The organism is Vibrio sp. M260112 (assembly GCF_036533775.1).
Lineage (GTDB): Bacteria > Pseudomonadota > Gammaproteobacteria > Enterobacterales > Vibrionaceae > Vibrio.
Genome location: NZ_JATABH010000021.1, coordinates 20,262 through 37,702, shown reverse-complemented (window position 1 = coordinate 37,702; position 17,441 = coordinate 20,262). Strand labels below are relative to the sequence as shown.

The window sequence follows — 17,441 nt, the reverse complement described above, 5'->3', positions numbered from 1 at the left end:
GTTGCGGCCTTTTTCATTTCAATTGACAGATTTGTTCAAGATGATTGAGTTAAACCAATACCAAACCTTGTTAGAGCCGATAAACGGCTTCTTACACTGTTCTACGCCCGATGCATGGGTTGTGGAAGCCCGCAAACCCGAAAACCTAAAGGTGGTACTCATCGACCACCTCCTTTGCGAGCTCAAGGCCGGACAGTCCGCAATGTACCTAATCCGCAAGTACGCTGTCGATAAGGAAAGCGCACATAGCCTCTTAGATTGGTTCAAACCTTACGAAAACTTCGCCTATCGCAAAATGGGAAGTCTGGAAACATTAAAAGGGAAAAGCCAAATATCGAAAACGATCATGGCCAAATCTGAATCGCCTTACAGCCAAGATCTTATCGACAAAATGGTGATGCTGATTAAAGAAGAGTTACACCATTTTTATCAAGTCTTGGAAATCATGGACAAGCGCAATATAGCCTATGAGCCTGTCCAAGCGAGTCGCTATGCAAAGGGATTAATTAGCAGCATGGCAACGCATGAGCCTCAAAGCTTGATCGATAAGTTAATCATCGGCGCATATATAGAAGCTCGATCGTGTGAACGATTCGCTAAACTCGCACCGCATATGGATGAGGATATTGGCAAGTTCTATGTCTCTCTCTTACGCTCAGAAGCCCGTCACTACCAGGACTATTTAACGCTTGCAGAAGAGATTGCTGACAAAGACATCAGTGAGAGAGTGGCTTACTTCGGTCAGATTGAAGCAGAGCTAATTACTTCTCCCGATAGCGACTTCAAGTTCCACAGTGGCGTTCCAGGTTGCATTTAGCCTTAGATGAGTGACAAAAAAGCCAGCAAATGCTGGCTTTTTAGCACAATCAATCTTTACACAAGTGTCGCATTGATGTTTGCCAACACTGCGGCAGGATCGGCGGCTTGGGTAATTGGACGACCAATAACCAAGTAATCTGAGCCAGCCGCGATAGCATCGACTGGTGTCATGATACGTTTCTGGTCTCCCACTGCCGCACCAGCTGGACGAATGCCAGGAGTGACCAGTTTAAACGCCTTACCCAGCTCACTTTTCAGCATTGATGCTTCTTGTGCGGAACAGACTACACCATCCAGGCCTGAATTTTTTGTCAAATTAGCCAAACGAATCACTTGTTCCTGCGGCGCGATATTAAGGCCAATGCCTGCAAGGTCGCTTTGCTCCATGCTGGTGAGTACAGTCACACCAATAAGTAGCGGACGATCTTTACCATAAGGCTCAAGAATCTCTCTCGAAGCCGTCATCATACGCTCCCCACCACTCGCATGGACGTTAACCATCCACACTCCCATTTCAGCTGCCGCACGAACCGCTTTCGAACACGTGTTAGGAATGTCGTGGAATTTGAGGTCTAGGAAGACTGAAAAGCCACGTTTGTGCAGTTCTTTGACGAAGTCAGGACCAAATAAGGTAAACATTTCTTTGCCGACTTTTAGACGACATGAGCTTGGGTCAATTCTATCAACAAAAGCGAGTGCATCGGCTTGGTTGTCATAATCCAGTGCAACAATTACTTTTTGGTCGATCATTTCATCTCCTAACTATAAATAAATCGAAAAAAAGCAGCGGGATCACCGCTGCCATTTTGTAATGGGTCAAGCCCATAAAAACTATTCACCATCCAACCCACGGATTGGCTTAATCGTTCCCCACCCCTTACACGAGGGACAATGCCAATACATTGAGTGGGTCGAGAAACCACATTTACGGCATCGATAATGCGGTTTCACTTTTAACTGTTCACCAACCAGTTTTTGTAGCGTACCTAAACTGGCCTTTGCCCGACCCTCTTCAGCCTCTGCTAAATGGTAGTCCATCAGACGGTAGAAGCCCTTCATCGTAGGGTTTTTTACCAACTGTCGCGTTAATAGCTCTTGAGCGGCGCCGACACCATCGTGTTGAGCAACGAGTTGAGCCAGCATTAGCTCCGCTGATACACCGACTTTATTGACGATACACTGGCGTAAAAAGCTCAGTAGCTCATCTTCTTGGCCAAGATGGTGATAACATTCCGCTAGTGTTGGGAGAACCTCACTAACAAAATCGCTATCTTGCTCTAAGACACGCTCCATATACTCAATGGTGCTGCGATAGTCTTCAATGTCTAGATAGAGTTTTCCTAAAGCGATAGAAGCTCGTACACACTTTGGGTCTTCCGCTAATGCACGTTTGAAGTACTGCATTGCCTGAGCGTCATGTCCTTCCGCTTTTTCCTGCATCGCCAATTCACACCAAAAGTGACCAATACTGGTACGCATTCGTTTACGACCCATCTTAACGAGTAGAGAGGCATAATTGATCGCCTTGTTCCACTCTCGAGTCTGTTGATAGATAGCGACCAGTTGCTGTAGCGCAGCTTCACGGTGATCCGGTTCATCAACCAACTGCTCAAAGATTTTTTCAGCACGATCAAGAAAACCCGAAGCCATGTAATCTTTTGCTAATTGCTGCAAAGCAATGTTTTTTTGGTCGATGGTTAACCCAGAACGGGAGATGAGGTTTTGGTGGATACGAATCGCTCGGTCAACTTCCCCTCTCGATCGAAATAGGTTTCCGAGAGCCAGGTGAGTATCAATCGTTTCGTTATCGACTTGGAGAAGTTCAATAAAGTGGTCGACCGCCTTATCAGACTGATCCGATAAAAGCAGGTTCAAACCCGTCACATATTGACGTGAGATTTGATTGGATTGTTTCTGCTTGTCTTGCTGGGCGCTGCGATTACCCATATACCAGCCGTAAGCGGCTGCGATTGGCAATAACAAGAACAGGATTTCTAACATCGAGTGACAGCCTACCTAATACGACTTTTAAGCTTTGCCTTGAGTTGGTTCACTTGCTGCTGGAGAGAGCTTAGTTAACTGTTTTCTTAGTTTGCGTACTTGCAACTGAGATTTAAGATGCAAACTACCAAATATTAGCCATGCCAGAAGGAAACCAACAATAAACACACCACCCAACAGTGTGGACAGGTGGAACTCTCCCTGAGCTAACAAATAGTTAAATGTTACAATCGCTTGATTCTGAGAGCCTAAGGCCAGTGCAATCAAAAATAGGGCCAGTACAAGAACGATTTTTATAATTTTCATAGTCCATCACCTAAGATAAGTTCTGCCGCTACGATTATGCAGTAAAAGCATCAAACAAACCATGGTTATCTCTGTAATTCGAATGATAAAAAAGCGGCATACGCTATGTATGCCGCTCATTTTACAGTCAATTCGAGTTACTAACCGATGTTTACTCGCTCACGCAATTCCTTGCCAGGTTTAAAGTGAGGAACAAATTTTCCTTCAAGCTCTACTTTGTCACCTGTTTTAGGATTACGTCCCACACGTGGCTCGCGGAAATGAAGAGAGAAACTACCAAAACCACGAATCTCAATTCGGTCGCCACTTTCCAGTGTTGAAGCCATATGCTCTAAAATATCTTTTACAGCATCTTCAATCTCTTTAGCCGAAAGGTGAGTCTGTTCTGCACAGAGTCTTTCGATCAATTCAGACTTAGTCATAGTTGCCCTCATAGAGTAATTTATCACTTATTATAGTAAGTAATACCAGTTCCAACAAACACTTGCCTACAATTTTAGACAAAAATTGAACAATGTGTGGAATGAAAAACTACATTTAACAAAACATCTTGCAGAGATTGGTATTACCACTAGCCATGAATGAAACATAAAAAAGGAGCCTTTCGGCTCCTTTTTCTTAAAAGCGACTAATTATTCGCCTTTAGCTGCTTTGAAAGCGTCAGCCATAGCGTTACCGAATGCCGCTTCATCAGCGCTGTTCAGTGTAGCCATTGCTTCTTGCTCTTCAGCTTCATCTTTAGCTTTGATAGATAGGTTGATTACGCGGTTCTTACGGTCTACACCTGTGAACTTAGCTTCAACACTGTCACCAACACTTAGGATTAGAGTAGCGTCTTCTACGCGGTCGCGAGAAACTTCAGAAGCGCGGATGTAACCTTCTACGCCTTCTTCAAGTTCGATAGTTGCACCTTTAGCGTCTACTGCAGTAACAGTACCGTTAACTAGTACACCTTTCTTCTTCTCAGAAACGTAAGCATTGAATGGGTCATTTTCCATTTGCTTAACGCCTAGAGAGATGCGCTCACGCTCTGCGTCTACTGCTAGAACTACTGCAGAGATTTCGTCGCCTTTCTTGTACTCACGTACAGCTTCTTCACCAGCAACATTCCAAGAAATGTCAGATAGGTGAACTAGACCGTCGATGCCGCCGTCTAGACCGATGAAGATACCGAAGTCAGTGATAGACTTGATCTTACCAGTAACTTTGTCGCCTTTAGCTTGCGCTTCAGCGAAAGATTGCCATGGGTTAGCTTTACACTGTTTCAGACCTAGAGAGATACGACGACGCTCTTCGTCGATTTCAAGAACCATAACCTCAACTTCGTCGCCAACATTAACAACTTTAGATGGGTGGATGTTCTTGTTAGTCCAATCCATTTCAGAAACATGTACTAGACCTTCAACGCCTTCTTCGATTTCAACGAAACAGCCGTAGTCAGTTAGGTTAGTAACGCGACCAGATAGTTTGTGACCTTCTGGGTAACGCTTAGCGATTGCTACCCATGGATCTTCGCCTAGTTGCTTAAGACCTAGTGATACGCGAGTACGGTCACGGTCGAACTTAAGAACTTTAACTTGGATCTCGTCACCAACGTTAACGATCTCAGAAGGGTGCTTAACGCGCTTCCAAGCCATGTCAGTGATGTGTAGAAGACCGTCAACACCGCCTAGATCTACGAACGCACCGTAGTCAGTAAGGTTCTTAACGATACCTTTAACTTCTGCGCCTTCTTGTAGAGTCTCTAGAAGCTCATCACGCTCAACGCTGTTCTCAGATTCGATAACTGCACGACGAGAAACAACTACGTTGTTACGCTTCTGGTCAAGTTTGATAACTTTGAACTCTAGCTCTTTGTTTTCTAGGTGAGCAGTATCGCGGATTGGACGCACGTCTACTAGTGAACCTGGAAGGAAAGCACGGATACCGTTTAGTTCAACAGTGAAACCGCCTTTAACTTTACCGTTGATGATACCAACAACAGTTTCAGCTTCTTCACAAGCTTTCTCAAGTACGATCCAAGCTTCGTGACGCTTCGCTTTCTCACGAGAAAGTTGAGTTTCACCGAAACCGTCTTCTACAGCGTCTAGAGCCACGTCTACTTCAGAACCAACTTCAACTTCAAGTTCGCCAGCAGCGTTCTTGAACTGTTCAGCAGGGATAGCAGACTCAGACTTAAGACCAGCGTCAACAAGAACAAAACCGTTCTCGATAGCTACTACAGTACCTTTAACGATAGTACCTTGTTGGAATTCAGTCTCGTTTAGAAACTCTTCAAAGAGTTGAGCAAAAGATTCAGTCATTATTTAATCTTCAATAAATTAAACGTCCACGGGTGTCCTACCACATGGGGTTATTAACTTCGCCGGTCATCATCCTTGCGACCAACGTTCTTACCTAGCAGCCTAGGCTACTAGCTTAGATTCGATATATTGTAGTGCCTTTTCTACCACTTCGTCGATACTCATCGTAGTAGAATCTAGCAAAAGCGCATCCTCAGCAGGGCGTAATGGCGCTACTGGGCGGTTACGATCTCGGTCGTCACGCTCTTGGATCTCGCTTAAAAGGTCGTCAAATTTAACATCTAACCCCTTGCCTTGCAACTGTTTAAGACGGCGACTTGCTCGCTCTTCAGCACTTGCGTCCAGAAAGATTTTCACTTCAGCTTGAGGGAAAACAACCGTCCCCATGTCACGACCATCAGCCACCAAACCTTGACCTTCTGCAAAAGCACGCTGACGACGCAAAAGGGCTTCACGAACACGCGGTAAAGCAGCGACCTTTGATGCAGCCATGCCCGTTTCTTCTTTACGCAGTTCACGAGAAACATCTTCGCCTTCAAGGATAACCTTGACCAGCTCGCCTTCAGCCACAAACTGTACATCCAAATGGGTCGCCAAAGGAACCAGCGCATCTTCCGATTCAAGATCAACGCCATGATGAATTGCAGCTAGAGCTAAGACACGATAGATAGCGCCAGAGTCTAGTAAATGAAACCCTAGTTTTTTTGCAAGCAGCATACAAAGTGTGCCCTTGCCGGCACCACTTGGTCCATCAACGGTTACTACCGGTGTATGAGACGACATGTTTTACTCCGTGTTGTTTTCTGATCAACGTTCGACTCGTTGACCTTGTTTCGGCGTGGAATTATAGAGGGAAATGCCCACAGGTTCTAGGCAGGATTTGTCGTATGCGTAAAAAAGAGCGCCAAGGCGCTCTCCAATCAGTTTATAGCTTAATTCGGTCTCGGTTCTGCGCCACAATTGCAGCACCAATACCTTTGACTTTCTCGAGATCCTCGGCACTTGTGAAGTGACCATTGAGCTGACGGAACTCGACGATTGCCTGAGCCTTCGCCAATCCGATGCCTAACAACAGGTCGGCGAGCTCCTCAGCACTGGCTTGGTTGATGTTAACCGTGATCTCGATACCTTGATACTTGGCATCGGTGCTAGCGTCTTCAGCTTGGGTGATGGCAGGAAATGATAGTAGAAGAGTAACTAGCAGTAGTTGTTTTAACATTTTAGTTTCCTTGTTTACTTATGTGCAGGCCCAGACTAACCACTCATCACCAAAAGAAAACCATGTAAACATTAAAACAAAACGGACTGCTGATGCAGTCCGTTAATATAGATATATCAATTACATTTGAGCTGATTATTGCGTCACAATGTAATATTCGATATCGATAGTCTTGCGCAGGATGCTGATCAAGCCAGAAAGGTCTTGCTGAGCATTCACTTGTGTCAGTTGTGCACCAATCTGCTGGTTGTATTGCGGGTCAAACTTTGATGCGACATTAACAAGCTCAACCACGACCACATCACCATTGAGGTCTTTCGCCTGAGCAAACTCCTTTTCGCCATCGACAGGTTTCGCCATTGAGAAAACAACGTCTGAAAATGGTGAACTGCGGTCTAGTGTTTCCATCTCACCGAATGACAAACCACTCTCAGCCAATAGCTCTTGCTTACCTTGCTTAAGTTCAGCAACTAGGTTTTGAGCGAGTTCGATAGCGGCTTGCTCGCCTTTCACATTGGCAAGTGACTTAGTAACGTCAGCACGAACTTGCTCCAACGGTAGAACCGTTTCATTGCGGCTATCTTCAACACGGACAACAACGACATGCTCAGGGGCAACTTCAATCACTTCTGAGTTGAGACCATCTTCTTTCACTTCAGGACTTACAATCGCTTGTAATACCGCAGGGGCATTCAAAAGCTCAGGAGCGTCTACTTGAGAGATAAAGTCTGTTGTCTCGATCTTAGCGCTGATTGCTTTCGCAGCTTCATCTAGTGAATCCGGATACTCAAACGCCACTTTCTCTAGTTCACTTTGAAGCGCATAGTATTGATCAACGGCTTGCTGGTCTCGTAGCTCTTGTTTAACTTCCTCTGCAACTTCTTGGTACGATTTCGCAACTGAATCTTTGAGCTCATCAAGTTTAATGATGTGGTAGCCAAAGTCTGATTTAACAAGACCTGTCATATCACCCACATTTTTAAGCGCAAACGCAGCTTCTTCGAATGAAGGATCCATCACATCACGTTCGATCCAACCCAAAGAACCGCCTTCAGATGCACTACCGAAGTCATCAGATTTCTCTTCAGCCAGTGCAGCAAAATCCGCACCTGCATTGAGCTCATCTAGGATGGCTTGCGCTTTAGCTTCATCATCACCCTCAATTAGGATATGACTTACACGACGCTGCTCTTCTGAAGAGTATTTATCGATGTGCTCTTGATAGTATTTTTCAGCTTGCTCGTCAGAAATCTCAATGTTTTCTTTTAGCTTTTGAGCTGATAATTCTACGTAAGCTACTTTAACTTGCTCTGGGCGCGTATAACGCTCAGGGTTTAGTTGGTAATATTCGTTGATCTCTTCTTCTGATAACTCTGCTTTAGCTGCAAAGTCTGCCAGAGAAAGGGTAACCTTTTTGATATCACGAGTTTGGGTCAGTAACTTGCTTTGAGCTTCTACTTCACCCGGCAATGAGAAATCACTACCTTGAATTGCGGTCATCAGTTGATTACGCACTAGGTCACGGCGTAAATATTCTGCAAAGCTATCTGCTGAGAAGCCAGCTCGACGTAGCGCAGCCTGGTAGATTTCTTGATCAAATTTGCCATCAACTTGGAACTGAGGCATTTCTAGAATCATGGTACGAACTTGAGTGTCGCTTACGCGCAGCCCTAGCGACTCTGCGTGTTGCTCTAGAAGCAAGTCATTGACCATACGATCAAGAACTGATTTACGGAAAGACTCTACATAGCTTGGGTCAGCCAATAGATTTGAGAAGTAATCACCAAGCTGAGCTTGCATACGATTACGTTCGTTTTGGTAAGCCTGTTCGAACTCACCACGACCAATTTCAACATTGCCTACTTTCGCCGCAGAGTTATTTGAGCCACCTACAATGTAACTACCAACACCTGCAAATACGAACGATAGGATGATAAGCCCTAGGATAATTTTAACCGCGATGCTGTTAACGCCTTCGCGTAATCGGTCCATCATACTTAAACTACTCTCCGCTTATGTGCCGTACATAAGCCCACTTTAAATCCGTGAGTTCGGCACATTTCATAAATAAAAAATTGAATAGCGCGATAATACCAGAAAAAGAAATGCGCATCAGTATGATGCGCATAATTTAAAAAGGTTCTAAAAAATCACCTCAAGTGACGATTTTTTATTAGTTGCAAGAATCTTTAAGAGCTTTACCAGCTTTGAATGCAGGAACTTTAGCTTCTGCAATTTGAATCTCTTCACCAGTCTTAGGGTTACGGCCTGTACGTGCTGCACGAGTACGAACACTGAAAGTACCAAAGCCAACTAGAGCAACTTGATCACCAGATTGAAGAGTTTCACCAACTGCTTCGATGAATGCATCTAGAGCACGACCTGCAGACGCTTTAGATAGATCTGCATTTTCTGCGATTTTTTCTACTAATTGTGTTTTATTCACTGTGATTCCCCTTTGCGCTGCCTGTTTATATTTTTATGGCAGCTATACGTTCCATTTCATTTCAAATTTGCGACAAACCCTTATTTTTCAAGGCTCGCAGCTATCGTCGATAACGTTAGCGTCCAAAAAAAACGCTGACAAGCATTTTTGTACTTATCAGCGTAATCTTTTACTTATTTTTGCTGCACATCACTATTTTGCGGCAGAAAACTCCACGCCTGAAGGCTCTTTTTCTAACGCAACTTTCAATACTTCATCAATCCACTGTACCGGAATGACCTTAAGATCGGCGATAACATTGTCAGGAATTTCCTCCAAATCACGCTCATTATCTTTAGGAATCAGCACTGTTTTGATGCCGCCACGGTGCGCTGCTAGGAGCTTCTCTTTAAGACCACCGATTGGTAAAACTTCACCACGAAGGGTAATTTCACCTGTCATCGCGACTTCTGCTTTTACAGGGTTACCCGTCAAGCTCGACACTAGCGCTGTACACATCGCAATACCCGCACTAGGGCCATCTTTCGGCGTTGCACCCTCTGGTACGTGAACGTGAATATCACGCTTCTCATAGAAGTCAGAGTTAATACCCAAAGCTTCTGCGCGAGAACGCACCACTGTCATTGCAGCCTGAATTGATTCCTGCATGACATCACCAAGAGAACCCGTCTGAGTTAGCTTGCCTTTGCCTGGCATTGATTGCGTTTCGATCGTCAGCAGGTCACCACCGACTTCAGTCCACGCCAAGCCAGTCACTTGACCGATGCGGTTGCTATCGTCTGCTTTGCCATAGTCATGACGTTGAACCCCTAAGTATTCTTTGAGGTTGTCCATGTTGACGGTGACCGTTTTAAGCTCACTGTTGAGCAAGATGTTTTTCACTGCTTTACGACAGATTTTTGAGATCTCACGCTCTAGGCTACGAACGCCCGCTTCACGAGTGTAGTAACGAATAATACCAATGATTGCTGAGTCTTCGATGGTAATCTCGTTGGCTTTTAGGCCGTTACGCTTGATCTGCTTGTCGACCAAATGGCGTTTAGCAATGTTGAGTTTTTCATCTTCTGTGTAACCCGACAGACGGATCACTTCCATACGATCCAATAGAGGACCTGGAATATTCATCGAGTTAGACGTTGCAACGAACATCACATCAGATAGGTCGTAATCGACTTCGAGGTAATGGTCATTGAATGCGTTATTTTGCTCAGGGTCCAATACTTCCAATAGCGCCGATGATGGGTCACCACGCATGTCTGAAGACATCTTGTCGATTTCATCGAGAAGGAACAATGGGTTCTTCACACCAACTTTCGACATTTTTTGAATTAGCTTGCCTGGCATTGAACCGATGTAAGTACGGCGATGACCACGGATTTCCGCCTCATCACGTACGCCGCCAAGTGCCATTCGTGTATATTGTCGACCAGTCGCTGCTGCGATTGAGCGGCCTAGGGAAGTTTTACCCACACCAGGAGGCCCCACTAGACACAAGATAGGACCCTTGAGTTTGTTGATACGGTTTTGCACCGCTAAGTACTCAAGAATGCGCTCTTTAACGCGCTCTAATCCATAGTGGTCTTCGTTAAGGATCTCTTCTGCTTTAGCAAGGTTCTTCTTCACCTTAGTTCGTTTGTTCCAAGGCACCCCTAGCATCCAGTCGATATAACCACGAACAACCGTGGCTTCTGCCGACATCGGAGACATCATCTTGAGCTTTTGTAGCTCTTGTTCTGTCTTCTCGCGCGCTTCTTGAGGCATCTTAGAGTCGATGATTTTCTGTTTCAGAGTTTCAAACTCATCAACACCATCTTCACTTTCACCAAGCTCTTTCTGAATAGCTTTCATTTGCTCATTCAGGTAGTACTCGCGCTGAGATTTTTCCATCTGCTTCTTAACGCGGGTACGAATGCGTTTTTCAACTTGTAACAGATCGATTTCTGATTCCATCTGCCCCATGAGGAACTCTAAACGTTCTGTAACGTCAAGTAACTCAAGAACAACTTGCTTGTCTGCCAATTTCAGAGGCATATGGGCTGCAATGGTATCCGCAAGACGTGCGGCTTCATCGATACCATTCAGAGATGTCAGGACTTCTGGTGGAATCTTCTTGTTGAGCTTAATGAAGCCTTCAAACTGGTTAATTGCACTGCGGACAATGACTTCCTGCTCACGCTCATCTAACTCAGCAGTCGTGAGATACTCAGCATCAGCATAGAAAAATTCGTTTTCAATAAAGTGGTTAATGCGCGCGCGCTGCTGGCCTTCAACGAGTACTTTAACAGTACCATCTGGCAGCTTTAGTAGTTGAAGGATGGTCGCAACGGTACCAACATCAAACATATCGCCTTGAGTCGGTTCATCGGTATCCGCTTCTTTCTGCGCTACCAATAATACTTGTTTGTTGTTGTCCATTGCTGCTTCTAAGCAAGCAATAGATTTTTCACGACCAACAAACAATGGAATTACCATATGCGGGTAAACGACTACATCTCTTAGAGGTAGTACGGGGATCTCGATACGTTCGGAACGTTCCAAGTTCATATTCTTCTCTCTTCCGCTTAGTCCTATGAGCAGTATATGGGGGCTAATTGGTTGGATTCAATGAAAGAATAAAAAAAAGGGAGTAATTGATTACCCCCTTTCTATATACTTCAATTTCTGTGAATCAGATTATGATTCTGCACCAGCAGCTTGATTATCTGAGTTGCTGTAAATAAGCAGTGGTTCAGACTCACCCTTAATTACCGACTCATCAATCACAACCTTACTTACATCTTTCATCGATGGTAGTTCGTACATGGTCTCAAGTAGCACGCTTTCTAGAATCGAACGCAGACCACGAGCACCAGTCTTACGCTCCATTGCTTTCTTAGCAATCGCACGCAGTGCATCTTCACGGAACTCAAGTTCTGAGTTTTCAAGCTCGAATAGTGCTGCATACTGTTTTGTCAGCGCATTCTTCGGCTCACACAGAATTTGAATCAGTGCTTCTTCATCCAGTTCTGTCAACGTTGTTGTTACTGGTAAACGACCAATAAACTCAGGGATCAAACCATATTTCACTAAGTCTTCCGGTTCTACCTGAGTAAACAGTTCGCCGACAGTCTTAGTTTCGTCTTTAGAACGGACTTCCGCTCCAAAACCGATACCCGTACCTGTCGCTACACGTTGTTCAATCACTTTATCTAGGCCAGCAAAAGCGCCACCACAAATAAATAGAATCTTAGATGTATCTACTTGTAGGAACTCTTGTTGAGGGTGCTTACGACCACCTTGAGGTGGAACTGATGCAACCGTACCTTCAATAAGCTTCAATAGCGCCTGCTGAACACCCTCACCCGATACATCTCGTGTAATAGATGGGTTTTCAGCTTTACGAGAAATCTTATCGATTTCATCGATGTACACGATACCACGCTCTGCTTTCGCTACGTCGTAATCACATTTTTGCAGAAGTTTCTGGATGATGTTTTCTACATCTTCACCAACGTAACCCGCTTCAGTCAGCGTCGTTGCGTCGGCCATAGTGAACGGTACATCTAGGAAACGAGCCAGTGTTTCAGCCAGTAGCGTTTTACCACTACCCGTTGGACCGATAAGCAAAATATTACTCTTACCTAGTTCAACACCTTCGCTCGTTGTATCTCCGTTACGTAAACGCTTATAGTGGTTATAAACGGCTACTGCTAACACTTTCTTAGCGTAATCTTGTCCAATCACATAGTCGTCAAGGTGTTCACGAATGTCTCTTGGCACTGGTAGCGCCTCAGACTGCTTCTTAGGGAGAACATCCTTAATTTCTTCACGAATGATGTCGTTACATAAGTCGACACATTCATCACAAATATAGACTGATGGACCAGCGATTAGCTTGCGAACTTCGTGCTGGCTTTTACCGCAGAAAGAGCAGTAAAGAAGCTTACTACTACCGCTCTCTTTGCTTTTATCTGTCATTCGCTAACCTCTTAGCCTTTACTCATATGACTTGAGTGTATATCAATATATACCAATGTTGCTAGTTATTCACCGCGATGAGTCAGAACCGCGTCAACTAAGCCATACTCTACTGCTTGTTCAGCCGCCATGAAGTTATCACGATCAGTATCGCGCTCAATCACTTCTAGAGGCTGACCTGTATGCTCTGCAAGAAGTCTGTTTAACTTCTCTTTGATCGTTAGAATCTCTTGAGCATGAATTTGAATATCCGAAGCTTGGCCTTGGAAACCACCTAGCGGTTGGTGAATCATTACACGCGAGTTAGGCAATACATAACGTTTACCTGGCGCACCACCAGCAAGTAGGAATGCACCCATTGAACACGCTTGTCCCATACATACTGTGCTCACGTTTGGTTTAATAAACTGCATAGTGTCGTAGATTGACATACCCGCAGTTACGCTGCCACCCGGAGAGTTTATATAAAGGAAGATATCTTTGTCAGGATTTTCTGATTCGAGGAAAAGTAGCTGTGCCACGACAAGATTTGCCATGTGATCTTCTACTTGACCAGTTAAAAAAATAACACGTTCTTTTAGCAAACGAGAGTAGATATCGTAAGAACGTTCACCACGGGAAGTTTGTTCAACCACCATCGGTACTAGCGCGTCTAGAATTGGCGACATTGCATTTTTTTCTTGGTAGCTCATATTCTTATGTCCCTAAAATAAATGGCCCGGATGATAATTATCATACGGACCATTGTTAGCAGAATAGTTAACGCTAAGTCAACCTTCTAAGCAATATATTGCTTATTACGCAGGCTGTTGGTTCATTAGCTCGTTAAAGCTAACCGTTTTTTCAGTAACCTGTGCTTTAGCGATGATAGCGTCGATCGCTTGTTCTTCTAGAGCAACGTTACGCATGTTGTTCATCATTTGCTCGTTTTGCTCGTAGTAAGCAACAACTTCAGCTGGATCTTCGTAAGCAGTCGCCATCTCTTCGATAAGCGCTTTCACTTTCTCGTCGTCCGCTTTTAGCTCTTCAGACTTGATGACTTCACCTAGTAGAAGACCTACTACTACGCGACGCTTAGCTTGCTCTTCGAACAGCTCACGTGGAAGTTGAGCAGCCGCTTCTGGGTTGCCACCGAAACGCTGTGCAGCTTGCTGACGTAGAGCACCAATTTCTTGGTCGATTAGAGCTGCTGGTACGTCAATTTCGTTCTCTTTCACTAGACCGTCGATAGCTTGCTCTTTGATGCGGTTCTTAACAGCTTGCTTAAGCTCACGCTCCATGTTCTTACGCACTTCAGCTTTAAGAGCGTCAACGCCACCTTCAGCAACGCCGAACTTAGCAACGAACTCGTCGTTTAGCTCTGGAAGCTCACGAGCTTCAACTTTGTTTACTTTGATTGCAAACTTAGCCGCTTTACCTTTTAGGTTTTCTGCGTGGTAATCTTCTGGGAAAGTCACGTCGATGTCGAATTCCATACCAGCAGTCTTACCTGCGATACCGTCTTCAAAACCAGGGATCATGCGACCAGCACCCATTTCTAGTGGGAAGTTTTCAGCTTTACCGCCTTCGAACTCTTCACCGTCGATAGAGCCTACGAAATCGATTGTTGCACGTTTGCCGTCTTCAGCCGCTTCTTCAACTACAACCCAAGTTGCTTGTTGTTTGCGTAGAGTGTCGATCATCTCTTCAACATCTGCGTCTTGAACTTCTGTTGCTGGTTTTTCAACAGTGATGTTCTCTAGACCTTTTAGCTCAACTTCTGGGTAAACTTCAAAAGTCGCGTTAAATACTAGATCTTCGCCTTCTTTAACTTCAACTGGAGCGAAAGTAGGTGCGCCTGCTGGGTTGATCTTCTCTTTAATGATCGCTTCGATGAAGTGACGTTGCATTACTTCACCCATTACGTCTTGACGTACTGCTTTGCCGTACATCTTCGCAACCATTTTTAGAGGCACTTTGCCTTTACGGAAACCATCGAAACGACGGTTTTTTGCGATGTTGCGTAGTTCCGCTGTTACAGCATCTTCGATGTTTGCAGCAGGAACAGTAATGTTTAGACGGCGCTCTAGGCCCTCTAGCGTTTCAACAGTAACTTGCATTATTCATTAACCTCAAAACTGGCTCAGAAAACTGAGCTTATGTGCCCTATCCTCTTTCGGACAGAACCCATCCTTGTTTGTACTCTATGAGTACTCTTTTATAAACCGAGTATCGACAATCGAACAAGCCAATTGTCGGACTAATGAGTGATATCTTTTCGAAGGATATTCGGTAAAGGTATCTCTGATTAGCCTCAAGATAAAATTCAGACGCAGCATTCTACCGAGCAGATCGTTAGCTGTCGAGCCGAACCCTACGATCGCTGCGGGATTACCCTAAAAACTCACTTAACTGCTAAAAAAAACACCAATAAAGCAGTCTTTGTTTCCAGAAATGGGGACATTAATGCCTTTTTCAATGGAAACTAACGTTTTTTTTTGATTAAAGATTAAAAGTCGATCTAAGTCCGGTTTTATCACTCAATTTATCATGATGAGTAAACACATTTGTAACAAAAACATTTACGCTATGGCGGAGTGATGTAGTTTGGCAAGGATTAAGATGTTGACGTATCGACGGGGTAAGTACTCTCTGCTTGTTCTGTACGTAATTGCGATCATTGGTGGCTCTAGTTGGATTTGGAATTCAAGCGAAAACCACCTTATCGTAACGCATAAGGAACAGCTCGAACGCTTTGCTGAGTTCATCTCCAGCAAATTGGACAAATACGCACACCTGCCACAATTGATTGCTAAAGATAGTGAGCTAGTTTCTGCACTTCAGTCGCCTAATAACTCCGCCCAAATCGATCTGACCAACCGTTATTTGCAACACATCAACCAAACCATCCAGTCGACTGACGCCTATCTGCTCGACGAGTTTGGCAATACTATCGCATCGAGTAACTGGGACCTAGAACGATCCTTTATCGGTCGAAACTATGCTTGGCGTCCCTATTTCTCCGACGCGATTCTCGGTAAGCCTAGCCAATACTTTGCGCTCGGTTCTAGCTCAAAACAGCGTGGTTATTACTTTTCACACCCAGTCACTTATGCGGCCGAGATCATCGGCGTGATCGTCATTAAAATGGATTTAACTGCGATTGAAGCTAACTGGCAAGACAAGAACAATATCTTTGTTGCTACAGACGTCAATAACGTAATTTTTATGTCAAGCAACGATGACTGGCTGTTTAAGAGTCTAACCACGCTCTCAGAATCAGCTCGTCAGTCCATCCTTAACAGTCGCCAATATCTGGATACACCGATTCGCTCATTTGGTCTGGTGGGCGATCTAACTCAGGAACATTCCGAACTGAGGAACCCAAACCTACCCGGATTTGAAAACGACTATCTCGTTTCATCTCGTTCATTGGATAAACACAGCTTAACTCTGCGTGTCCTCACCTCCAAAGTGACCCTGTTGTGGTCAGTGCTGAGTTACTCGCTCATAATCAGTTTAATGTTCGTCATTGCGTATCTCTCGTTTGCACTGGTACACCAGCGTCAACTCAAAAAGCGTCAATTCGAACAGTTACAGTCGGAAGCGAAGCAGAAGCTTGAGTTTCTTGTTATGGAACGAACCTCTGAACTTCAAGCTGAAATCAGTGAAAGAAGCAAAACAGAGCAAGTGCTACGCCAAACACAAAATGAGCTAATTCAGGCAGCTAAATTAGCGGTATTGGGGCAAATGTCAGCCAGTATCAGTCACGAGCTCAATAATCCCCTCGCAGCAATACGCAGCTTTGCTGACAATGGGCGACGTTTTTTGGAGAGAGAAAGTTACGATCGAGTCGATGATAACCTCTCACGCATTTCCGCTCTGACGGAGCGCATGGCAAAAATCAGTAACCAGCTGCGCACTTTCGCCCGTAAAAGTGACAGTAATGATGTGAGCAAACTGGACGTGAAGCCGCTGATTTGGTCGGCGAAAGAGTTACTCTCTCCCCAGTGTAAGGCCAAACAGGTTGAGCTAATTCTTGAACTTGACGAAATATTGCCCGCTGTTGAAGTCAACCCAATACAATTTGAGCAAGTACTAATCAACCTTGTTACCAATGCAATGCAAGCGGTCGAGGAACAAGAGAAACGCAGAATTAAGATCTCGACCTCGGTGTCCAATCACCAACTGCACATTTTTGTCGATGATAATGGACCCGGTATCGCTTATAGTGAGCAACATCAACTGTTTGAGCCTTTCTATACCACTAAGAAGAATGGACTTGGATTGGGGCTATCAATTTCACAACAGATCACCCAAGCGATGGGAGGGGAACTCGACGTCGCGGACTCGCCTCTGGGAGGCGCCCGATTTGTAATCACTCTCCCTGTCGATGCCTAATCAAGGAATT

At 44.7% G+C, this 17,441-nt stretch carries 15 protein-coding genes; 2 read left to right on the top strand and 13 right to left on the bottom strand.

Translation table 11 applies throughout. The features are described 5' to 3' along the window. Positions 1-40 precede the first annotated feature (40 nt). Positions 41-817, top strand: a complete 777-nt coding sequence (gene miaE / locus QTN95_RS11080; RefSeq protein ID WP_331417520.1) for a tRNA isopentenyl-2-thiomethyl-A-37 hydroxylase MiaE — start codon at positions 41-43, stop codon at positions 815-817. Positions 818-873: 56 nt separating this feature from the next. Here miaE and pyrF read toward each other — a convergent pair whose 3' ends face one another. The 13 genes from pyrF to tig form a co-directional block, all read right to left on the bottom strand. After that, the gene (gene pyrF / locus QTN95_RS11075; protein WP_331417519.1) at positions 874-1,569 is read right to left on the bottom strand and encodes an orotidine-5'-phosphate decarboxylase; all 696 of its coding nucleotides are present in this window, start codon (positions 1,567-1,569) and stop codon (positions 874-876) included. An 81-nt stretch (positions 1,570-1,650) separates the two neighbouring features. After that, on the bottom strand, positions 1,651-2,820 hold the full coding sequence (lapB, locus tag QTN95_RS11070) for a lipopolysaccharide assembly protein LapB (RefSeq protein WP_138970758.1): 1,170 nt from the start codon (positions 2,818-2,820) through the stop codon (positions 1,651-1,653). Positions 2,821-2,847: 27 nt separating this feature from the next. After that, positions 2,848-3,126, bottom strand: coding sequence for a LapA family protein (locus tag QTN95_RS11065; protein WP_006881263.1), 279 nt, complete (start codon positions 3,124-3,126; stop codon positions 2,848-2,850). Between the two features lie 140 nt (positions 3,127-3,266). After that, positions 3,267-3,548: an integration host factor subunit beta gene (gene ihfB / locus QTN95_RS11060; protein ID WP_006881264.1), complete on the bottom strand. Its 282-nt coding sequence runs from the start codon at positions 3,546-3,548 to the stop codon at positions 3,267-3,269. A 210-nt stretch (positions 3,549-3,758) separates the two neighbouring features. After that, a complete protein-coding gene (rpsA, locus tag QTN95_RS11055) occupies positions 3,759-5,429 on the bottom strand; it encodes a 30S ribosomal protein S1 (protein WP_138970759.1) in 1,671 nt (556 codons plus the stop codon). 102 nt (positions 5,430-5,531) lie between these two features. After that, on the bottom strand, positions 5,532-6,212 hold the full coding sequence (gene cmk, locus QTN95_RS11050; RefSeq protein WP_138970760.1) for a (d)CMP kinase: 681 nt from the start codon (positions 6,210-6,212) through the stop codon (positions 5,532-5,534). A 142-nt stretch (positions 6,213-6,354) separates the two neighbouring features. Beyond that, positions 6,355-6,648 (bottom strand): ComEA family DNA-binding protein, encoded by a 294-nt coding sequence (locus tag QTN95_RS11045; RefSeq protein ID WP_138970761.1) that lies wholly within the window; start codon positions 6,646-6,648, stop codon positions 6,355-6,357. A 135-nt stretch (positions 6,649-6,783) separates the two neighbouring features. After that, a complete protein-coding gene (gene ppiD / locus QTN95_RS11040) occupies positions 6,784-8,643 on the bottom strand; it encodes a peptidylprolyl isomerase (protein ID WP_331417518.1) in 1,860 nt (619 codons plus the stop codon). Positions 8,644-8,821: 178 nt separating this feature from the next. Continuing rightward, positions 8,822-9,100 (bottom strand): HU family DNA-binding protein, encoded by a 279-nt coding sequence (locus QTN95_RS11035; protein WP_269376233.1) that lies wholly within the window; start codon positions 9,098-9,100, stop codon positions 8,822-8,824. Positions 9,101-9,286: 186 nt separating this feature from the next. Beyond that, positions 9,287-11,638 (bottom strand): endopeptidase La, encoded by a 2,352-nt coding sequence (lon, locus tag QTN95_RS11030; protein ID WP_331417517.1) that lies wholly within the window; start codon positions 11,636-11,638, stop codon positions 9,287-9,289. 129 nt (positions 11,639-11,767) lie between these two features. Further along, positions 11,768-13,051: an ATP-dependent protease ATP-binding subunit ClpX gene (gene clpX / locus QTN95_RS11025; RefSeq protein WP_138970764.1), complete on the bottom strand. Its 1,284-nt coding sequence runs from the start codon at positions 13,049-13,051 to the stop codon at positions 11,768-11,770. A gap of 65 nt (positions 13,052-13,116) precedes the next feature. Next, positions 13,117-13,743: an ATP-dependent Clp endopeptidase proteolytic subunit ClpP gene (clpP, locus tag QTN95_RS11020; RefSeq protein ID WP_138970765.1), complete on the bottom strand. Its 627-nt coding sequence runs from the start codon at positions 13,741-13,743 to the stop codon at positions 13,117-13,119. 105 nt (positions 13,744-13,848) lie between these two features. Then, positions 13,849-15,150 carry a trigger factor gene (tig, locus tag QTN95_RS11015; protein WP_331417516.1) on the bottom strand — a complete coding sequence of 434 codons (1,302 nt, stop codon included), beginning with the start codon at positions 15,148-15,150 and terminating at the stop codon, positions 13,849-13,851. Positions 15,151-15,652: 502 nt separating this feature from the next. Here tig and QTN95_RS11010 point away from each other — a divergent pair. Then, positions 15,653-17,431 carry a sensor histidine kinase gene (locus QTN95_RS11010; RefSeq protein ID WP_331417515.1) on the top strand — a complete coding sequence of 593 codons (1,779 nt, stop codon included), beginning with the start codon at positions 15,653-15,655 and terminating at the stop codon, positions 17,429-17,431. Positions 17,432-17,441 lie beyond the last annotated feature (10 nt).